This is a genomic window from Lachnospira eligens, assembly GCF_009680455.1.
In the GTDB taxonomy this organism is placed as follows: domain Bacteria; phylum Bacillota; class Clostridia; order Lachnospirales; family Lachnospiraceae; genus Lachnospira; species Lachnospira eligens_A.
The window spans coordinates 52280-71522 of record NZ_WKRD01000011.1; the positions used below are offsets into that span (position 1 = coordinate 52280).

The window sequence follows — 19243 nt, forward strand, 5'->3', positions numbered from 1 at the left end:
ATTTGATAAAACAAATGCCGGAAGCTCGCATAAATACAGGCTTTCGGCATTTTAGTTCGTTATTCAAACTCTTCCCAAGGGAAGTATCATCAAATCAAAAATGCTGATTTTATGCGGCATTCCACCGCATCTGTTTCATCTAATGTTACTCTTTTCATATCGTTTTCAAAAACTTTAGTAGCAAATTAGTTGCAATGATTCACTATTGCTTCTATGAAATTCTTGGCAGATATAATCTACTTTTACTACTAAAAACGAATAATCAAATGTGGCTTGCGGGTGCTTAACTGTGCCTGCTGCCACCCCCACTATGAAAGGAGCTTTTCTATGAGCAATCAACACAAACATCCAACTATTAGTTTTAGAATCAGCGATGCTGAACGCAAACAAATCGATGCCCGTATCCTTGCCAGCGGCATGATGAAGAAAGATTACTTTGTCCGTTCCTGCCTCTATAACCGCATCTGCGTTGTCGGCAAGAAAGAAACTATATATCCTCTTGTGCAGACTGTTAATGCTCTGTATCTACAATTACTTAAAATGCAGAAAGCATTTATTGAATGCTGTGAGCACCAAACTTTAAGCAATCTTCCTACAAGCGATGAAATCAAGAAACTGCAGACCGACTATAACAATATGCTTACAGCCATCATTGATCTGCTTGATGGTGCTAAGTATCTGTGGGAAGGAGAACACCATGAAACAAAATAATCCTCGTTACCTGTTTGGCATGTATGAACCTGATACAGATTCCGTTATTGTTAATGCTATCAATCATACATATTCCGACACGCCTCTTACTATCAGTTGTGAAAAATGCAATTCAGCTGTCTTGCTCGATATATCGGATGATATTGTGTACCTATATAGACTGGCACAAGAGAATCCTCTGCTGTATGCTGAATTGGCTTGCAAACCTAATGGATTACAGGATTATGTAGATGCCATGAATGAATTTAATTAAGTTTATGCTTCATTATGGTTTTGAACTAACCTGACATAATTTTTAACTATCTTTTGATTGATAAAATAATTCGTCGCTTTTTTCGTCGCTTTTTATGTGTCGAAAAAGGCATCGAATTATTCTAATTATACATCTAACTCGACATTGACAAGTTAAACAACAAATCAAATCTCTTTATAACTCATATTGTAGTTAATTCATTTTATTTAAGTCCCATTCTAATATAAGGCTTATTTTTACATAAGGCACAAAGATTATTTAGAGCTATTGAATGGTTGTTGCCAAACCGATGCCATAGAAATATTAATTTTCTTATGTTTCAAAAATACAATAATGTATCAAGAAACAATTCAAAATATCCATTTCTATTTATCACTATTTTTATTGTAGTTAGAGATATTTTCTAATAAATATCGCGATACAAAATAAGGATTATTTTCATTTTTTAATAGTTCAATCAGAACAGCATCTTCATCAGTTTCCAAAACCCTATATTTATCGCCTTGCCTAAGAAATACACCTTCATTACTCTTTGCATCACGCATGATTGTATAAACAGCATCAGATTTATTTTCCTTACTTTTTACCTTATTCCATAATCTTTCTCCACCCTTAACAGCAAGTCCTCCTATAATCGCTCCCCCACCAGCTATTAACGCCACTAGATTTCTTGGTCCTCCTACTTTCTTTGCAAATGTCGTAAGTAATTGATATCCGCCTAAATTACTCATGAAAATTCATTCCTTTCTACTTCAAATATATCCTTCAAAGAATTCCATTATTTTCGATTTTGTGTATTTATTCTCAACCTCATTTAATATGTATATAGACAATTCATTCAACGAACGAGTAAGTGCAACATAAAGTTTATTCTTTGTCTTATTTGTCTCAGTATCATCATTAAATAAATACTCTGCTAAATCATTTGTAAGAATAAATAAGCACTTTTCGCCTTCCATACCTTTTATGTAATCTATTGACTTTACATAAATCTTACCTGTTTGTTTTAGCGCACTTTCATCCTCAAAAACATTTATGATAATACCATATCTCCTTGAATCTATTTTTTCATACTTTCCCAACAATGCCATTGCATCACTTTTCTTTCCAGTATTTCTATACTTTTCAAGCATTTTTCTAGCATAATAATATGCTGCTTTCTTTACAGCCATTATGTCTTTATTCGGATGATTCTCTAACAACAATGGTTCAAGTTCTTCAGCCAAATTATCTCTCATATTATTTTTTTGATAATCGTGTGTTTCATATATCCCCTGTTTTTTGGATATATACATCAAATCATATTTGTTGTTTTCAATTAATGTATGGCAATCAATTTCGCTTTCAAAATATACTGACAATTGACCATATTCCTTTTCTGATTTCTGTTTTTCATTTTCATCTACAAGATGATTTGACAGTTGTAAATGCAGTTGCGGACATCTATAGCATTCAGATATATACCTAACATTTTGTTCATATGTTTCCATAAGATTTCTTAAACAATTAAATCCTTTTAAATCTTGCTTTGGATCTCCCATAAGTGTCAGAGGAATTCCCATTCTACTCAATTCCTCAATAATTTCTTGCATATGTTTATCTATATCCTGTACCTCATCCACGCAAATTGCACCGCAATACTTAGAGAATGCATTTTTAATTATCATCCTACCTTCTTTTATGCTTTTTGTGTCCTTTGATTTTTTACATAATATCCATTTGGCATGTTCTGGAATTACTGTTTGGTGAAGTACATTCATATCATCAAGTCTTTTAATTTTTGCATTTCTATATTTTGCATCTTGTGGTAATTTCGCAACAGAAATTTTTTCATATCTTTTTTCATAAAGGAGATGATAATATGGCTTTATTATTTCCTTGTATAAAAACGAATGAATTGTACTAACAATTATACTTTCCGGAATCTGCACATAATGTTCACATAGCTTTTTACGAATACAGTCCACAGCACTATTAGTAAATGCAACACAATATATTTTCTTTTCCTCATCAATCTGATTACGAAGAAATATTATTTTATCAGACATTTTTGTTGTCTTTCCAGCTCCTGCACCTGCTATATTTATTTCCACTTTGTAACACCTCTTATGAAAGAAAATCTATAACCTCTTGTATGTGTTTTGGCATTTGAAATCCTTCTAACTCTCCAACTGCTAAATCCTTGCAAATTGTAAACATATCTGATGCTTTTGCATTTTTCCACGCTTCCGTAAGTTCTTCAAGTGTCATATTGCTCCATCCAAAAACATCGCCATATTTTTTCTTCAACAGCTTAAAGTTATTACCCGTATTTACAATTTCCGGTTCTAAAGTATAATATTCTGTTGTCCTAACACATATCTCCTTATCATCGTTATATTTATTATGTTGCTCTTTTGCATTAGGTTGATTATCATAATCACGAATAATACCTAGTTTATTACATGAACCTTCATTAATTTTTTTCCAAATATTCATTATTTTTTCAAAGCCTTTATGAAATGACAGTACTTCAATATCACTTAATTTTTCTTGTGAGTCAAGATACGAACGAATTAATAATTCTTCCGATATTCCCTCAAACAAAATACACTTGTTAGAGAAAAACAGTTTAAAGAGATCCAAATTAGGATTCTTTGCTAAATATGCAAAATCTTCTTCATCCAATTCATCTACAAATGAATAAGCCTTTCCATTATGTAGAACTACCACATTTTTCAAATTCATCTTATTAATAAATTCTGTACTATGCGTAGAATAAAACAACTGGATTTTTTTATTTTTATTTGTAAATGCTTTCAAAAAGCTTACCATTAGTCTAACATTATTAATACATAAATGCGCTTCTGGTTCCTCTATAGTCAAAACATTCAAAGCAGTATCTGTTTTCTTTCCAAGTAATGAATTAATTAGTACAAATAACAATACCAAATTGCGATACCCCAATCCTTGCATTGACAATTCTTCTTCTGCATATCCCAATCGTACACTATTCAAAATAGATTGCATGGGCGGCATGTTAGGAAGAATATTTATATGCGAAAAAAATTTCTTTGCTTCCTCCATCTCTGATATTTCTTGCCAATTGATTATGTCATTAATATCACTAATTTCCTTTAATGATTCAAAAAAATGACTATACTCTTTTTCTATTATCAATTTATCCTGATCTGAAAGTCCTTCTTTCAATAAATCGACCAAAGCTTTCGATCCTAATTGATTTTTTGTTCTTGAAAAATCATCTCTTTCTGCTTCAAGAGCCTCATACTTGAATGTTTTCAATGTATCATACGAAATATTTCTACCATCAGGAATTTTTATTGAATAATTATAATATTCTACAGGCAAAAGGTTCATTTTAACTTTTCTCAAATTTTCTTCATTAATTTCATTCTGAGATACGACTTCTTTTACCACTCTAAAAATATCTTCGCAATTCTTAGGAATAAATTCATATTTTAATCCGTATTGAATTTTATCATCTGCAATTGCATATGACATATCCTTAACATAATATTCCTCTGGACCATTTGCCTGAATATTTACTTCGACACTTACTATCGGTAATAATTTTATAAATTGCTCAACAGTAATTTTATCATCCTTAATTTCTTTCTGGATTTCAATAATTTTCTTATAGTAACGCTCTTTACTTTCATTGTTTATGTCAGTCCATGACAATCTTTTACTCGTATGTGTATTATCATCGGTCAAAAAAGGAAGTGTAATCGCTTTTAAAAAATTACTCTTACCACTATTGTTTTCCCCTATAACTGCAACTGTATCTGATAATCCTATATCAATATCTTTCAAATTTCTATAATTACATATTTTTACATATGCTATCTTCAAATTTTCACTTCCTTTTAAATTCTACTTTAAAGTACCAATTTATCAATAATATCTTGCACCTTCTCCGACTGTATCAGCATCCTCATCTTCTCATCCCCACATTCAACCTCAGGCTTACCACACCTCAGATTATCCGGATGCTCTGACACACAACAATCTTTATACCAGCATTCACCCATAAGAGTTCCTTTAACAGACCACTTCTCATTTTGTGTAAATTCACCAACCAATGACTTAATCACACGTTCTGTAGAATATCTCTTAAATCCAGCTATGTACTGTAATGTTTTCTTATCATCAATCCTTGATAAATCTATTCTGTGATTCTCAACTGCCGCCAAAACTTTATCACGGATTTTTATTTTATCGGTCTTTCCGGTGCCTGTCCATTCTACCAGCTTATCAAATGCAAGAATCAGGTACTCAAAACAAATCATATCCAGAATTACAATCTTTCCTTCCGACGTATCTGTTATTGATTTCAACATACGATACTTGTTGCGAATGTCCTGATTATCAACCACATAATCAAACGCAACGAAGTATTCATCTCCATCTTCAGTCTCCAAGTCTATTAATGCATCCAGTAAACCCTGATTGCTCCCTTTACTCTCAACTACAAGTTCATTGTCAAAAAAAAGCTGATTAACTAATTTCCAGAAGTGAAGTCCTGCACCGGTATCCTCTGTCCATAAATATCTCATATCACAACTCCTCTTCTAGTGTTATCCTGTTATTATCAAACTTCAGCACCTTAAAGCTCTTATCAGATACATTAAGTCCGTCACAATTTCGCAGGAAGAGCATATACTGATTTGATAACTCAAAATTAATGAATCTCCTTACATTATCATTAATCAGACAATCTGCATTATCTATCACAATAAAACTATTTCTACACTGTTTTATTGCTTCTAAAAAATCATCTGATTTGTAGTTAAATAGCTTGATTGCTTTGTATTCATCTGTCAATCTTATATCTTCCAACATTTCATAAAGTACTGTTTTACCGGTACCACTGTCTCCACCAACAAGAGTAATTCTGTCATCAAATGTCAAATCATATGAAAATGGAGCTACTTTAAATGTAATATTCTTATAAATCATCTGCTTCTCTCCTTTCATATTCCTTACTCCACCATGCATTATAACCTCTCCCTCCGGTCACTATATCAGAATCATTGAATCTGATTTGCACATCATCCGGAATATCAAAAAGCGTTGGCCTCGACATATAAATCTTAATTTTATCCATAGTAAAAATTACTTTAAGAACATTCGGTCCACATTCCTCAACATTTACCACCTTATCGGGATGTTTCACAATATTAAGTAATGTCTTACAGCCTGACGATAAATTACGGATTGTACCTAAACCATATTTTGTTTCTATATGTTTATCAGGTGTCAACTTAGCATCATCTATCTGCTGGATTAAATCAATTTCACTTTGTGTCATTTCTTCATTGCCGGTATTCAGATTGAAGTACAGATCATTCTGAAATATCCAATTTTTTGAATCGCTCTTATTTGTATATATATCTATCATTTATTGTTACTCCTTTTCGCTGTCACTTCATCCATTTCTATTGTTTATAGATAAATAATCTATAAAATATCACCCTCTGTACGATATTTTACTATACCTAAATGCAACATCATTATATTTATACTTTCCACAAAGTAATTGAAAATCTTTCAATAATATATGGTTATTTGGACCACTAATAACTTCTTTTATTGGTTTTTCAGATATATCTGATAATTCTAAATGAAAATATGGTACTATGTCATCATTCAAAATATTAAAATCAATCTTATTTTTCATCACTTCTACCATTTCATCAAATAGCACGCTTTTATTACGCTCTTCTCCATATATTAATTCTGTTTTTTTCGTAATTGGATATTTAAAAAACATTCTCCATTCATTTTCCTCTTGAAATGATACATTTTTGTACTGTAATGAATCCATAAAAACCATATTTAGCATTTGAATAAAGAAAAATATCATATATTCTTCCTGCTTACTATCATCACAATGCAAATTATCTATAATCCATTTACGCAAATTCTTCAACTCATTCAACAAATTATTTGCTTTAGATATAATAATATCATTTATTTCTTCCACCGTTTTATACTTTACTTTTCCCATTGTTATGATATCTTTGTATTTTCCACTATACTGTGTTAATTCTCTTTCTGAGAATCCAATAGAAACACCTCTTCCATTATCCGCATAACCTCTCCACTGACTTAACTTGTCACCTTCCTCACAAAAACATATAACAAAATTAGTAACCCCACCCTTGTCAAATTCCATTTTAAAATAATCATATGCTAATCTGAAAAGAATCTCCATTCCTCTTTCATCTGTTTCACCCGCAAACTCAAAAGGAAATGAATTTTTATAATATACATCCCTCATAGCATATATTATACCTGGAAAAAACATATATACTTCATCGTAATCATTGCTCTTAGTTATATCGCTCATTCTAAGTTGTCTTCCAGACATAATTCCATACATTTTTTGTGTACTACAATAGTGATACAATATTTTGTCCATTTACTTTTTCCTCATTTTTCACCAATTTCAAACCAATACTAAATTATCTTGTTTAAAATCCTAATATTTCGTAACTTTCCAATTTCTACGAGCAAATAAATCATTTTATTTTTATTATATCATCGAAGCTAATATATTCCAAACCAAATTTAAATATTTATGCAGTATTTGCTGTGTCGTATAACTTTTCCATAGTGCATTCACTCCCTCTCCCCGACAATTGCCCGTATGTATGTCAAATTTGCTTTTACAAATATGATATCTCTGGCTCTGCCTCATAAAAACCGAGTATACTTACGAATTGCACATAATTATTCGTAAGATTTTACGCTTGCTTCATATAATTGGGATAATTTTTGAAAATAAAAAGAAATGTGATAATAGAAAATACTTATGACTCTTCTGTTTAGTACTCATTAATATCTGTGGTACTATCAAAAACAGGTATCATATAGGTATCACAATAAAAGAAAAAGCTTCATAAATAGCTTGTTTACGCCATTTATGAAGCTCTGTTTACTATTCAAACTCTTGGGCTGAAAGATTTACCTAGCTGTTTCTTGGTACACATTTGTGTGTTTTATTCTTCATATTCATCTTATTTTGCATTTTTGTTTACCTCGTCCAAAATTTTTAGAGCCAAAATGGAGCCAAAACTTTCCATTACAATGGCGAAGCCGAATTGATTATTATCGCCTCAGAAATATATCTCATTAGTGGAATTTCCATTGTTAATTCTTGGCTATTTGCAAAAGGATTATATACACCTCTTTCACTTAAACGACTTTCATTCGATTTACTATGTACTAATGCATTTCTAGTCTTATATATCCTTGCTGCTAACTTTTTAAACACTTTTTCATTTGAAGCATCTCTTAAATCAACAGTATCTCCTTTTGAAAAACTAACCTCTGATGATTTATAATAATCCACAATAGAATTACTAAATTCTGTCAAGTCATTAATCAACTCACTTATATTAACAAATTTTTTCAATGTCAATTCTAGTGCTTCCAATTCTGAGCCTTGAAACTCTTCCTTATTTTGTCTGTTTTTCTTTTTTATTAAATCCACAATCTTAACGATATCTTTCGTCCTTTTTGCCGAAAAACCGGGGTGCTGTATAATATGCTGCACACTTTTGAAAATATCTTCGTTATACACTTCTTCATAAAAATGTTCCATTATATGATAAAATCCTACAAACTTTACAAAAGGTTCCTCAGAAGTTAATGCCATATAATATTGTTCAACTAATTGCTCTTTATACAAAAGTTGAGGTGCCATAAGTTCTGAAACATTCTGAATTCTTCTTCTTGGCAAAACATTTCTTTGTGGAAATAAATCATCTATTTCTGTTACCGCTTTAAATACAAAATCAAAATTATATGCAATGTTGAATAAATACGATTTAGCATACCTTTGTAATTGCTCCCTATTCTTTTTTGTATTCGTTTCTATATATACCGCCAATGGTAAACGTGTAATCATTTTTATCAAGCTAAATATGTCTTTTTCTGCTAAAGTTTCACACCTACGTTCAAAAATCTGAGATGGAATACTAGAAAAGACTCTTTTTCTTACATCAAAGTCTTTAATAACATACCAAATCAATTGTCTCGAGATTTCATGAAACGAATATGTAATATCAGCCTCTTCATCACTTACAATTAATTCCGTCAATTTATCCTCAAGCCCTATGGAAAAACGTCGTCTTGAATCAACATCTGGTATATCAACAACTGATTCATAACTATTTCCATCACATATCGAATATCTCTCAAAATCATATTGTTCTGCTTGCTGCCTTAAATCATTATAATTGTCTATTGTATATATGTACTCCTGTGTCGCAATAATGTATGAGATTTTATTATTATCATAATTAAATTGCAATCTATTTTTGCAATTTCCTAACATTCTAGAAACTTTTTCGCAAAATTCATTCCATTCCATCTAATCTACCTCCAATTACAAAGAGCACTCGTATCTTTACTTAATAATATATTCTACTACAACAAACTTCATTTTGAAAGAATCTATCAATATTAGATTATTCAACTCTCATACCTAAAAAAACTCCCTAGCCATCATCTCCGCAGTAGCCCGGTTATACCCCTTCTTCAAATACCCCTGCACAATCGTCCCAAACATACCCTTGACCATATTATCCTCAATATCACAATATGCCTGCATCTCCCCAGACAAAGCCATTGCCACATACTCTATTGGCTTGTTATCCAACAACCTATGCAGCTTCGTCAGTGACTGCTCTGTTGTCCTCAGAGCAGCCTCCACTTCTTCGCACTTTATCCGCAACATATTTCCATCTGTAAACCACACTTCAACATAGCCGTTATCCATGTTATAAGCACATTCTACGATATTATCCATTCGATTATCTTTCATATCATCAATCCATCCTTCCCATTATCTTGTTCCATAAGACCTTTCAGATTGCCTTATCTGCTATTCTGTACGCTCCTGTTCCTTTACCTTACGAACAATCGTATCAATCTGCTCTACACCGGCATATCTCTTGACACGCTCCAGATCATCAGCCTTTTCCTGCAACAACTCTGTCATATCACTCATATCCTTAATCTTGCCCTTGTAAAACTCCACATCATCTGACAGTCTCTTCTTTTCCTTCCGCAGTTGTAAAATTTCTTCTTTCAGCCTTACACACTGGATTGTCAGATTCTTTATCAACATCTTAAGCTTATTCATAAATGGCATGACTACTTTATCCCGAAATAACTTAGCACTTGCAAATGCTCCTGGTTCCGGCAACTGCCATTCTGGTGCTTCTTCCTTACATCACGCTGTAATAACTGCTCTAACTGCACCATCTGCTCTATATTGTTTTTAAGCTCATTCTGTTGCCTTTCAAGTTGAACATTATTCTGTTGCAAATCATTGTATTTTTGTCTTAATGCCTGATTATCCGATTGCAACGCATCATTCCTTTACTCCAGAGTATGATTGTCAGCGGATAACCGATCATTCACAGTCTGCAATTCACTATTCGTGTATTGTAAATCTTCATGCCGCTGTTCCAGTTCCTCATTATCTTTCTGCAACTGTAACTGTTTCTGCTTCAAATCATGATTTTCCATGTGAAGTCTGTCTTTGCGGATTTCAAGCCTTGAGTTTTCCATTCTCAAATCCTGATTACCTGCAAGCAATATTTCCTTCTCCTATTGTGATGTAGTTTTCTCTCCTTTTGCCTTCTGTACAGCTTCCTCTGCTAATTCCTTTTCGGCAGATACATTTAGCAATTCCCGTTTCTTTACAGAAACCTCTTCTCCAAGCTGTGCAACCACCGAAGATATTTCCTGCTTCTGGCTATCCAATTCTGCCACTTCCTTTGCCCGCTCTTTCTTGTAAACATAAAAAATCGCACCAAACATTCAATGTCCAGTGCGATAACTCCAATTTAATAAGATGCAATGTATGTAAAATCTTCTCTTATATTCTGGTTTTATGCACTAGACTAAAAGACCTACAAGCTATAACCTAATGCACTAACCTTGCATGTTTATAGCCGTGTACGTCCGTAATACATGTACATATAATGTCTTGAATATAAGTTCTGATTCATGTGTATGTTCTCCTTCAGCTTTTTTATAAGATTAATCTATATTCCTTCTTATGTCAATATTTTTATAATAAACACATTACACTCACCCTATTTATGCCAAACTTACGATGTCATTCTCTTACACGCGCTTCTAAATTTTTGCATCAATTGATTAAATTCATCTTCCTTCATTAAAGCATACATTTGTATCATATATTCCCTTTGAAATAATAATATCTTGCGAACTGAAAAATTGCACTCACGAAATATAGCTGTCCTATGATGCAATCTAATTCTTTTATCTTTTTCTTCTTTAAAAGTCATTCTTAGAAATAACACTTCATATTTTGAATATAATTCCAATATATATTCTAATGGAATTATCAATATTAAATAAACAATCGGTATCATAAAACTTACCAATGTATTTATTATATTTAATTGCTTGTATTCATTTATCCCAATCTTTATTGTCTCATAAAAAATCCAAAATCCAGCGATTGCCAATATACTATCCAATAATTTATGAACACTTTTATATTCTTCTTTTTTTTCTGCAATTACATTCATAACAGTAATTATTGTAATAACTGGAATAATCGCAAGTTCAATCCATATATTAAATGTAAATGTGCTCATAAAAAATTCTAAAATCATGGTAAATTTCAAATTATCTTTAAGGATTTTTTTAATGTATGTTTCATCAGCTTCACTCGAAACCGCATTCATACAATATATTAATCCAGAAAAAAGAAACCATATAATAATATCTTTGATATATATATTCTCCCAAATAGGCAAATAACAGAATACCATTGTAATCGTTAGAACATATAGCAATATTATTTCCCATAATATCCTTAACTTCTTGTCAAAAAATATTACTATGACATTCCACAAACTTTTTCTTATTTCCCTATGGCATAATACATATAACATGAAAATACATCCCCATATTAATGTTGCCCATTCTCTTGTTGACAAGATTGACATAACGCCGTTCTCCTTCTGTATATTCTAGCTCATTACTCTCCCCACAAATAGAGCCAAACTAGAGCCATTTGATAAAACAAATGCCGGAAGCCCGCATAAATACAGGCTTTCGGCATTTTAGTCCGTTATTCAAACTCTTCCCAAAGGAAGTATCATCAAATCAAAAATGCTGATTTTATGCGGCATTCCACCGCATCTGTTTCATCTAATGTTACTCTTTTCATATCGTTTTAAAAAACTTTAGTAGCAAATTAGTTGCAATTATTCAATCATGCATCTACGAAATTCATGGCAGATATAATCTACTTTTACTACTAAAAACGAATAATCAAATGTGGCTTGCGGGTGCTTAATTGTGCCTGCTGCCACACCCACTATGAAAGGAGCTTTTCTATGAGCAATCAACACAAACATCCAACTATAAGTTTTAGAATAAGCGATGCTGAACGCAAGCAAATCGAAGCCCGCATTCTTGCCAGTGGCATGATGAAAAAAGATTACTTTGTCCGTTCCTGCATCTATAACCGCATCTGCGTTGTCGGCAAGAAAGAAACCATATATCCTCTTGTACAGACTGTTAATGCATTATATCTGCAATTACTTGAAATGCAGAAAACATTTACCAAATGCTGTGAACACCCAGCTTTAAATAATCTTCCTACAAGCGAAGAAATTAAGGAACTTCAAACCGACTATAACAATATGCTTACAGCCATCATTGATCTACTTGATGGTGCTAAGTATCTGTGGGAAGGAGAACATCATGAAACAAAATAACCCTTGTTACCTGTTTAGCATGTATGAACCTGATACAGATTCCGTTATTGTTAATGCCATCAATGATACATATACTGGCACACCTCTTTCTATCAGTTGTAAAAAATATAATTCATCTGTCTTGCTTGATACGCCTGATGATATTGTGTATCTGTACCGACTGGCACATGAGAATCCTCTGCTATATGCTGAATTAGCTTGTAAACCTAATGGATTACAGGAATATGTGAACGCTATGAATGAATTCAATTAACACCTAAAACAGTCCTTTCACACAACTTTGTTAGGACTGTTTTTTACTCGCAAATTACTTTCTCATATTTATGATATGTAATTGAAACCCCTGTCATATCTTCTAAACTATATGTACCCTTTTTTAAAATAATTGTTTCGTCTTGTATTTCACAACTCATAACCACAAATTTACCATCATAATTTGATACTATAGCTCTATTCTGTTCAATAACCTCATACTCTTTCTTATCAGCAATTTCATAGTTAATTTTTATTGAAATCCCTATAGCTACATTCAAAACATATAGTATCAACGCTATTGCTAATATTATCTTTCCGCACACACTGTATTTCTTATTTTTCCAGAAGAAATTCCTTATGATTATAAAATAAGCTATCACTATGTCGACAATTGTTGCATAATTATCTATAAATCGTCTCAACCATGCCCAAGGAATAATTTCTATTAGGTTAATCGTATAAGAAAGATTTTGAAAGAACATAATATATACCGTTATAATAAATGTAAATATCACATATAATTTGCTATTCATTTTTTTATTTATGTATGAAAATATAAATGGGTAAGCAAACAATGCCAATGCACAAAAAATAAAAATCAATTTATTCTCGAACATTTCTGTTCCATCAAAGTATTTTCCATCTATTCCATAAAAATTCGAACACGAAACAGAAAAGTTTTTTGAAATTACCAAATTTATCATTTCTACTAAAGTTATAGTTGTAGCCAAACCTGTACTCAAAATATTCCATACATTATCTTTCAAAAATTGTTTAGTCTTATTATCTTTTATACTTTTAATAACATTTCCTTGACTGTCAACTATGTCCCTGTTTTTTTTATCCTGCATATCTGCTCTTCCTTACACTTGCTTCATCATCCATAATAATACCCAAGAATATATGAATGTTATAAACAAATTTAACCAATTTCTTGAAATATCATCCCCGTTTCAATTCTATATCATAATAAATAATTTAACTTGAGACAAGGATATTCATTTCAATATTCTAATACTGTAAATTCACAAATCTTTGCTTTCTAACACAATGTTTTTTTACTTTTCATTCGATTTCTGTGATATTTTCTTATTCATTATCCATTGGCTATAAGTATAATAATTTTCTTTTCCAACAAGTTCCATTAAAAATTCTTTAAAAGTCTGATCTATAGGAATCGTCACAAAGAAAAATAACCGCTTTCTTGGTCTTGAACAACAAACATAAAACAAATTACGATTTCGTTCAAAAGAAATCTGCTTTCCACTCGGAATGGAAGCCTTTCCAGTTATCATAGGTGCATATGTTTCAAACTGGTACATATTCCAGCCCCTACTAATGACAAAAATAACATTGTCATATTCTTCTCCTTTGACTCCATGTTCTGTGGAAAATAACGCTTCAGGATATAAAAATTCTATTGCCGAAATGAATTGCGTATAATCCAACTCCAAAAATGCTTGAATTGACGCATTAGATGAATATATTGTTCCCGGTGCATTACGATACAAATGATACCATCCATCCAATTTAGGTGGAAAAGGAATTAATTTTGTTTCATTTATAACCTCAATAACATCAATTGCTCTTTTCTCTCTTGCTTCTCGTAATTTCTCTTGAAAAATTTTCCACTTCTCTTTCTCCGATTTTTTAGTAATTGGATATCTCTTAATTCCTAAAGTATCAAAAAGCAACTGCATATTTAATGTTTCTAATGCATGGTAAATTGGTTCAACGGTGTCCATAAAAAACAAAAGAAAGGGATCTTCCTTGTCACGTAAACCATCGTTAATGATACTTAAAAGTCGTTCATATCCCTGTTGTGCAGCCAATACTTTATGTGTAATCATTAAAATTTTTAATGTATCAGAATCCGCTGTATTTTGTTTTATTTCTTCGAAGATTTTATTTAAACGTATTTTTAACTCTTCTGGTGGCAATTCGCCTTGAAAATTACGATCAGTACGACGTTCTCCGTCATAATCCTCACATGTGATTACAACTACTTCACCCTGAAAGTTATCTATCGCAGATGTTTGTGGCAAATCTGGTCGTATATCATTCAAAAGTTGAACAATTCTTGGAGAAGATCTAAAATTTGCACCTTTTTTTATCACTTCTAAATTTTTATGTTCTATAATCCCACAAGCTTTATTTGACTGATAAATAGTTTGCCACGCATCTCCGAAAAAAGCAAATTGTGGAGATTTCTTTTCAGCAATAAAATATTTAATAAAGCGTTCGATAATCGGTTTATATGAGTCTTGATATTCATCAATCAGAATCAAAGGATATTTATCAGAAAATACACGTCTAAATTTCGCATTATCCAATAGTTTACAAAACAGCTTAAGAACATCATCATGATAAAGGTACTGAACTCCATTTTCCTTATATCGATGTCCTAAAGTATATGTAACTTCATTAACCTTAAAAAAGTCACTTTCATCTGGTAAAAAATCAGGGTCTGTTGTTACAACATCCACAAGATAGCTTTGATATTGTTTGATTGCATTCCAAGCAAACGAATGAATTGTAGATGGAATAATAAATGAATCTTTTGATAATCTTTCTGTGATTACCTCTACAGCAGCGTTCGTATATGTAATACAAACTACATTTTGCTTTTTTCGACTATATTTAGACCACATATTTTCTTGTATCCATTCAATGACTCTATTAAGCGAATAAGTCTTTCCTGACCCCGCACCTGCTTCAACACGAAAACTATGTCCATCCCGTAATGCTTCAATAATTTTCTCGTCTACTTTATCAGCTTCAGCTTTTGCTAATTCATAATTTGCACCATGATAATTTTCACACATAATCCATCATCCTTTTTATTCAAGTACCTTTTGGTTATTAAGCCATATTAATCCAGATCTAATGTATGTCGGAATGTTATAATCAGTACACTCATAAATAAGTTTAAGTGCAAAATCTGTTTTACATTTTCCAGAAAACTCCAGATCATCTTCGGTCGGGCTATCACTTAATCCATAATGTGAACGATTGACATTCCGAATAGCTTCTTCTAAAGAATGTCCACATAATTCATTCTCTTTTGTTTGGAATTCAATATGACATTTTCCTCTGGTTTTATCGTCAGAAGACATTGATATTATATCTGCCAAATCAATTTGGGTTTTATCATCGTTCGACAACCCTTTATTCTTTCGAACCCACCATTTTAAAGTTTCATTAGATGTTGTTTCACCACACGAAACCGGAACAGATTTATAATATATTTGTCCATTTTTACCTTCTTGCCCCAATACAGAATCTACATCCGTAAGTATAAGACACGGAATACCTAAAAACTCAATAAATGGAATAAACTTATAAGCATACGCACCACCTATTTCAATTATAGTATAATATTGAGCTGGTAATTTATATTTCTGTGAACTAAAATCTCCTGACTTATTGCACTTATCTATCATATCAGGTATTAATAACCGTTCTGATGCTCCTTCAACCAAAATTGCTTTATCCGCAAAAAACAAATCACATTTGGTTAATGTAAGATATTTTCTAATAAAATCACTATTATCTGGATTTTCCTGTGCAAATGAATTTAAATTTCTATAAATAACTCCTTCTTTTGTTTTTTGTGCATATCGAACTTTTGAGAAAGCCATAGTATTAGCAACTTGAGCAGAATGTGAAGTTAAAAGAGTCTGAATTCCTACAGAAGTAATTTTCCCAAGAAACGCTTCTAAATATTCCGCAAAAGCATGCTGCATCTGTGGATGCATATGAGATTCCGGTTCCTCAATAAAAAGTAATGGTATACAAGCATTTCCGCACTTTTCTATCTTCTTCGCAAATGCCGCAAGAAGAAACTCCATTTTAATTAGATTTTTATAGCCCAATCCATTATATGTACCTGGAAGACATTCATTACTTGTACCTGCTGTGTATGAAAGCTGAGTTTGATTTTTTATCTGATCATCAATACTTAATTGAGTAGTAACTCCTAGTTGAAGTTCTTCTCCGTTTGGATACCCAAACCCAACCGAATCATTTACAAGTGAACTTAAAATGCTATCACTTTGTTTCTGAACATTTTTATTTGCTTTCTCAACAATAGCACGCAACTCCTTGACTTTTTCTGCAACACTTGGATCCAGTTCTTCTTCATTCATTTCGAAAAATTCTGAAATAAGCGAAGAAAGAGAACTATTCTGTGTTCCATCCTCTCCAAGGAGACGTTCTGCCGGAATAATATGAAATGGGAAAAGTTCTTCCAATTCTTTATGTTTCTTTATTTGTGTTTCCTTTGGATTTTTAGGATTCACTGCATAAATTACTAATTCAAAAAGTTTTGAAAAATTAGTACTGATAACATCCCGAGCCTCATCTGATGGTACAAAAACACCATTTGGGTAATAGCTTTCTTCCAATGTTCTCCATAACACTTTTTCATCTGGCTTTAACCGAAATTCCACACGAATTAATGCAGTGGTAGTATCTACATCCACATCTATAATAAAAGGCGATAGTGCCCCTAAATTATCCTCTAAATCTTCTAAAGAATAATCTACAAAGAACTCTATAGATATTGGTTCTAATTGCTCACATAACGATTCAAAAGAAATTTCTTTTGCCATAAATGAAGCTATTATTTCATACAATGTTTTTCTTTTAACCAACGGATAGTCATCAAAGGAAAACGGATGTCCATTCAACACATTTTCTATACATGCCAAACATGATGTCTTAGCTGTATTATTTCGACCAACAATTAACGTAGTCTTAGCATCAACTTCTAATTCAGCATCTATAAGCAATCTGTAGTTTTTTATTTTTATTTTCGATATATACATATTTGCATCCTTTCCACTGATACACGCAGAAGTAATCTGTGTACTATCTTTATCCCGAAATACCTTTTATATCATTTATAAAAATATTTTTCTATTTACTCCATCCCTCTATGTAGTACTGATGAATGCAATCAATTTGACCATTAAAACTGCCATCCTGCACCAAATAATTTTCCAACACATTCCAAACTACAACAAATGCATTATGTGTAGGCGGAAAAATATCTGCCGTTGTATAACCAACATATCTTTTTACTTCAAAACCAAAATCATACACTAATGAATACATATAATCATTAGAATTTATTCGATATGTTATGTTGTTTACACCTGCACTTTTTGCGTTATACCAATCTAAAAATTCTGATGATAAATACGCACGTTCCCCATAATAATGTATTCTTCCTTCTTTTCCCCATGCCCCTTGATTATCATTACTTTCAAAGTGAAGTTCTATCAATCCTGAATCATTTATATTCCTATAATGCAACCTATTTGCCAAATACCCAAGAGCAAACGCAAATGCTTCCCATGAGCTGTATCTTATTCCTGAATGTTTCCAACGTGGATTATATGTTGTATAATCTAATGTAATCATAATATTTCTCCTATCATCATTTTTTATCTTCTACAATTTGTCTAAGTTCCTCTACTGAAACCATATAATTTCTAAACCTATGTAGCATCCTATGGCAATTTGAACATACACATATTAGATCTGTTGCAGGATTTACCACAACTTCTTCATCTAAATCGGAAAGCGGTTTAATATGATGAACTTCTATATAACCTTTACCTAATTCTCCATATTTCTTTTCAAAATCGAAACCGCATATCATGCACTTTGTTCCATGTATACGAATTGCTTCTTCGCGATTTTGAGCACTTCGTTCATACTTTGTTGTGTAGTAAACAGTCTTCTTTCCCTCTGTGCGTAGTTGCGCTTCTTCCTGCTTCGTTTCTCCTGTCAAATTAATATCATACGCAGATATATTTCTCACTCTCTTAACAACTTCACAATTCCAATGATATCCTCGATAAAAATCATTTTCATATTCTTTTGGCACTGTTTCCAAAACTTTTTCAAGAGACTCTTTGTATAACCATTTAGTAAAATCACTTCCTGTGGGATCGACTTCCTTGATGAAATAATGATTTTCTTTTAGATTTCTTACATATTTTGTTTCGCTAATTCTTCCATCTAAACTTGTCTCAAATGCTTTCATTAAAGGTTCTGGTAAAGAACTAATATCCACATTCCTTAATAATAATCTCCCTTGTAGTGCCCATGCTCCAGATTTATCATTACTTTCCGTATAAACCCTTATATACTCTTCATCTTTTGCCAGAAATCCTAGTACTTCATAATACTCTCTCTCATCAGCAAATTTTAAAACATTACCCCAATCTAATTTCAT

At 32.0% G+C, this 19243-nt stretch carries 22 protein-coding genes; 4 read left to right on the top strand and 18 right to left on the bottom strand.

The window, feature by feature from the left end:
• Positions 1-327: 327 nt before the first annotated feature.
• Positions 328-711, top strand: a complete 384-nt coding sequence (locus GKE48_RS13065; RefSeq protein ID WP_154301275.1) for a plasmid mobilization protein — start codon at positions 328-330, stop codon at positions 709-711.
• Positions 698-964, top strand: coding sequence for a hypothetical protein (locus tag GKE48_RS13070; protein WP_154301276.1), 267 nt, complete (start codon positions 698-700; stop codon positions 962-964). Before GKE48_RS13065 ends, GKE48_RS13070 begins: the two co-directional genes overlap by 14 nt.
• A gap of 365 nt (positions 965-1329) precedes the next feature.
• Here GKE48_RS13070 and GKE48_RS13075 read toward each other — a convergent pair whose 3' ends face one another.
• The 13 genes from GKE48_RS13075 to GKE48_RS13135 all read right to left on the bottom strand — a co-directional run bounded on the left by GKE48_RS13075 (position 1330) and on the right by GKE48_RS13135 (position 11964).
• The gene (locus tag GKE48_RS13075) at positions 1330-1695 is read right to left on the bottom strand and encodes a hypothetical protein (protein ID WP_154301277.1); all 366 of its coding nucleotides are present in this window, start codon (positions 1693-1695) and stop codon (positions 1330-1332) included.
• 21 nt (positions 1696-1716) lie between these two features.
• Positions 1717-3057 carry a UvrD-helicase domain-containing protein gene (locus tag GKE48_RS13080; protein ID WP_154301278.1) on the bottom strand — a complete coding sequence of 447 codons (1341 nt, stop codon included), beginning with the start codon at positions 3055-3057 and terminating at the stop codon, positions 1717-1719.
• 13 nt (positions 3058-3070) lie between these two features.
• On the bottom strand, positions 3071-4816 hold the full coding sequence (locus GKE48_RS13085; RefSeq protein WP_154301279.1) for an ATP-dependent nuclease: 1746 nt from the start codon (positions 4814-4816) through the stop codon (positions 3071-3073).
• Between the two features lie 26 nt (positions 4817-4842).
• Complete coding sequence (locus GKE48_RS13090) at positions 4843-5520, bottom strand: hypothetical protein (protein WP_154301280.1); 678 nt, start codon at positions 5518-5520, stop codon at positions 4843-4845.
• A 1-nt stretch (position 5521) separates the two neighbouring features.
• A complete protein-coding gene (locus tag GKE48_RS13095) occupies positions 5522-5923 on the bottom strand; it encodes an ATPase (protein WP_154301301.1) in 402 nt (133 codons plus the stop codon).
• Positions 5913-6365 carry a DUF4869 domain-containing protein gene (locus GKE48_RS13100; protein WP_154301281.1) on the bottom strand — a complete coding sequence of 151 codons (453 nt, stop codon included), beginning with the start codon at positions 6363-6365 and terminating at the stop codon, positions 5913-5915. The genes GKE48_RS13095 and GKE48_RS13100 overlap by 11 nt, the downstream gene beginning before the upstream one ends.
• Positions 6366-6434: 69 nt before the next feature.
• A complete protein-coding gene (locus tag GKE48_RS13105) occupies positions 6435-7349 on the bottom strand; it encodes a DUF2971 domain-containing protein (protein ID WP_173016947.1) in 915 nt (304 codons plus the stop codon).
• A gap of 702 nt (positions 7350-8051) precedes the next feature.
• Entirely contained in the window at positions 8052-9344 is a 1293-nt protein-coding gene (locus tag GKE48_RS13110; protein ID WP_154301283.1) for a hypothetical protein, read from the bottom strand.
• 114 nt (positions 9345-9458) lie between these two features.
• Positions 9459-9797: a DUF6061 family protein gene (locus tag GKE48_RS13115; RefSeq protein WP_154301284.1), complete on the bottom strand. Its 339-nt coding sequence runs from the start codon at positions 9795-9797 to the stop codon at positions 9459-9461.
• Positions 9798-9857: 60 nt separating this feature from the next.
• Positions 9858-10181 (bottom strand): hypothetical protein, encoded by a 324-nt coding sequence (locus GKE48_RS13120; protein WP_154301285.1) that lies wholly within the window; start codon positions 10179-10181, stop codon positions 9858-9860.
• 176 nt (positions 10182-10357) lie between these two features.
• Positions 10358-10576 carry a hypothetical protein gene (locus GKE48_RS13125; RefSeq protein ID WP_154301286.1) on the bottom strand — a complete coding sequence of 73 codons (219 nt, stop codon included), beginning with the start codon at positions 10574-10576 and terminating at the stop codon, positions 10358-10360.
• Between the two features lie 12 nt (positions 10577-10588).
• Positions 10589-10801 carry a hypothetical protein gene (locus GKE48_RS13130; protein WP_154301287.1) on the bottom strand — a complete coding sequence of 71 codons (213 nt, stop codon included), beginning with the start codon at positions 10799-10801 and terminating at the stop codon, positions 10589-10591.
• Positions 10802-11094: 293 nt separating this feature from the next.
• A complete protein-coding gene (locus GKE48_RS13135) occupies positions 11095-11964 on the bottom strand; it encodes a hypothetical protein (protein WP_154301288.1) in 870 nt (289 codons plus the stop codon).
• 393 nt (positions 11965-12357) lie between these two features.
• On the opposite strand from GKE48_RS13135, the gene GKE48_RS13140 reads away from it, so the two are divergent.
• Together GKE48_RS13140 and GKE48_RS13145 are read left to right on the top strand one after the other, a co-directional pair.
• Positions 12358-12741: a plasmid mobilization protein gene (locus GKE48_RS13140; protein WP_055280107.1), complete on the top strand. Its 384-nt coding sequence runs from the start codon at positions 12358-12360 to the stop codon at positions 12739-12741.
• Entirely contained in the window at positions 12728-12994 is a 267-nt protein-coding gene (locus tag GKE48_RS13145) for a hypothetical protein (protein ID WP_117804162.1), read from the top strand. The genes GKE48_RS13140 and GKE48_RS13145 overlap by 14 nt, the downstream gene beginning before the upstream one ends.
• Before the next feature lie 43 nt (positions 12995-13037).
• Here the strand turns inward: GKE48_RS13145 and GKE48_RS13150 are convergent, their stop codons facing one another.
• The 5 genes from GKE48_RS13150 to GKE48_RS14875 form a co-directional block, all read right to left on the bottom strand.
• Positions 13038-13847, bottom strand: coding sequence for a hypothetical protein (locus tag GKE48_RS13150; protein ID WP_154301289.1), 810 nt, complete (start codon positions 13845-13847; stop codon positions 13038-13040).
• A 207-nt stretch (positions 13848-14054) separates the two neighbouring features.
• Positions 14055-15821, bottom strand: a complete 1767-nt coding sequence (locus tag GKE48_RS13155) for a UvrD-helicase domain-containing protein (RefSeq protein ID WP_117804160.1) — start codon at positions 15819-15821, stop codon at positions 14055-14057.
• 15 nt (positions 15822-15836) lie between these two features.
• Complete coding sequence (locus GKE48_RS13160) at positions 15837-17825, bottom strand: ATP-dependent nuclease (RefSeq protein WP_154301290.1); 1989 nt, start codon at positions 17823-17825, stop codon at positions 15837-15839.
• Positions 17826-17916: 91 nt separating this feature from the next.
• Positions 17917-18423 carry a hypothetical protein gene (locus GKE48_RS13165; RefSeq protein WP_055280112.1) on the bottom strand — a complete coding sequence of 169 codons (507 nt, stop codon included), beginning with the start codon at positions 18421-18423 and terminating at the stop codon, positions 17917-17919.
• A gap of 16 nt (positions 18424-18439) precedes the next feature.
• Positions 18440-19243, bottom strand: a complete 804-nt coding sequence (locus tag GKE48_RS14875; RefSeq protein WP_154301291.1) for an HNH endonuclease — start codon at positions 19241-19243, stop codon at positions 18440-18442.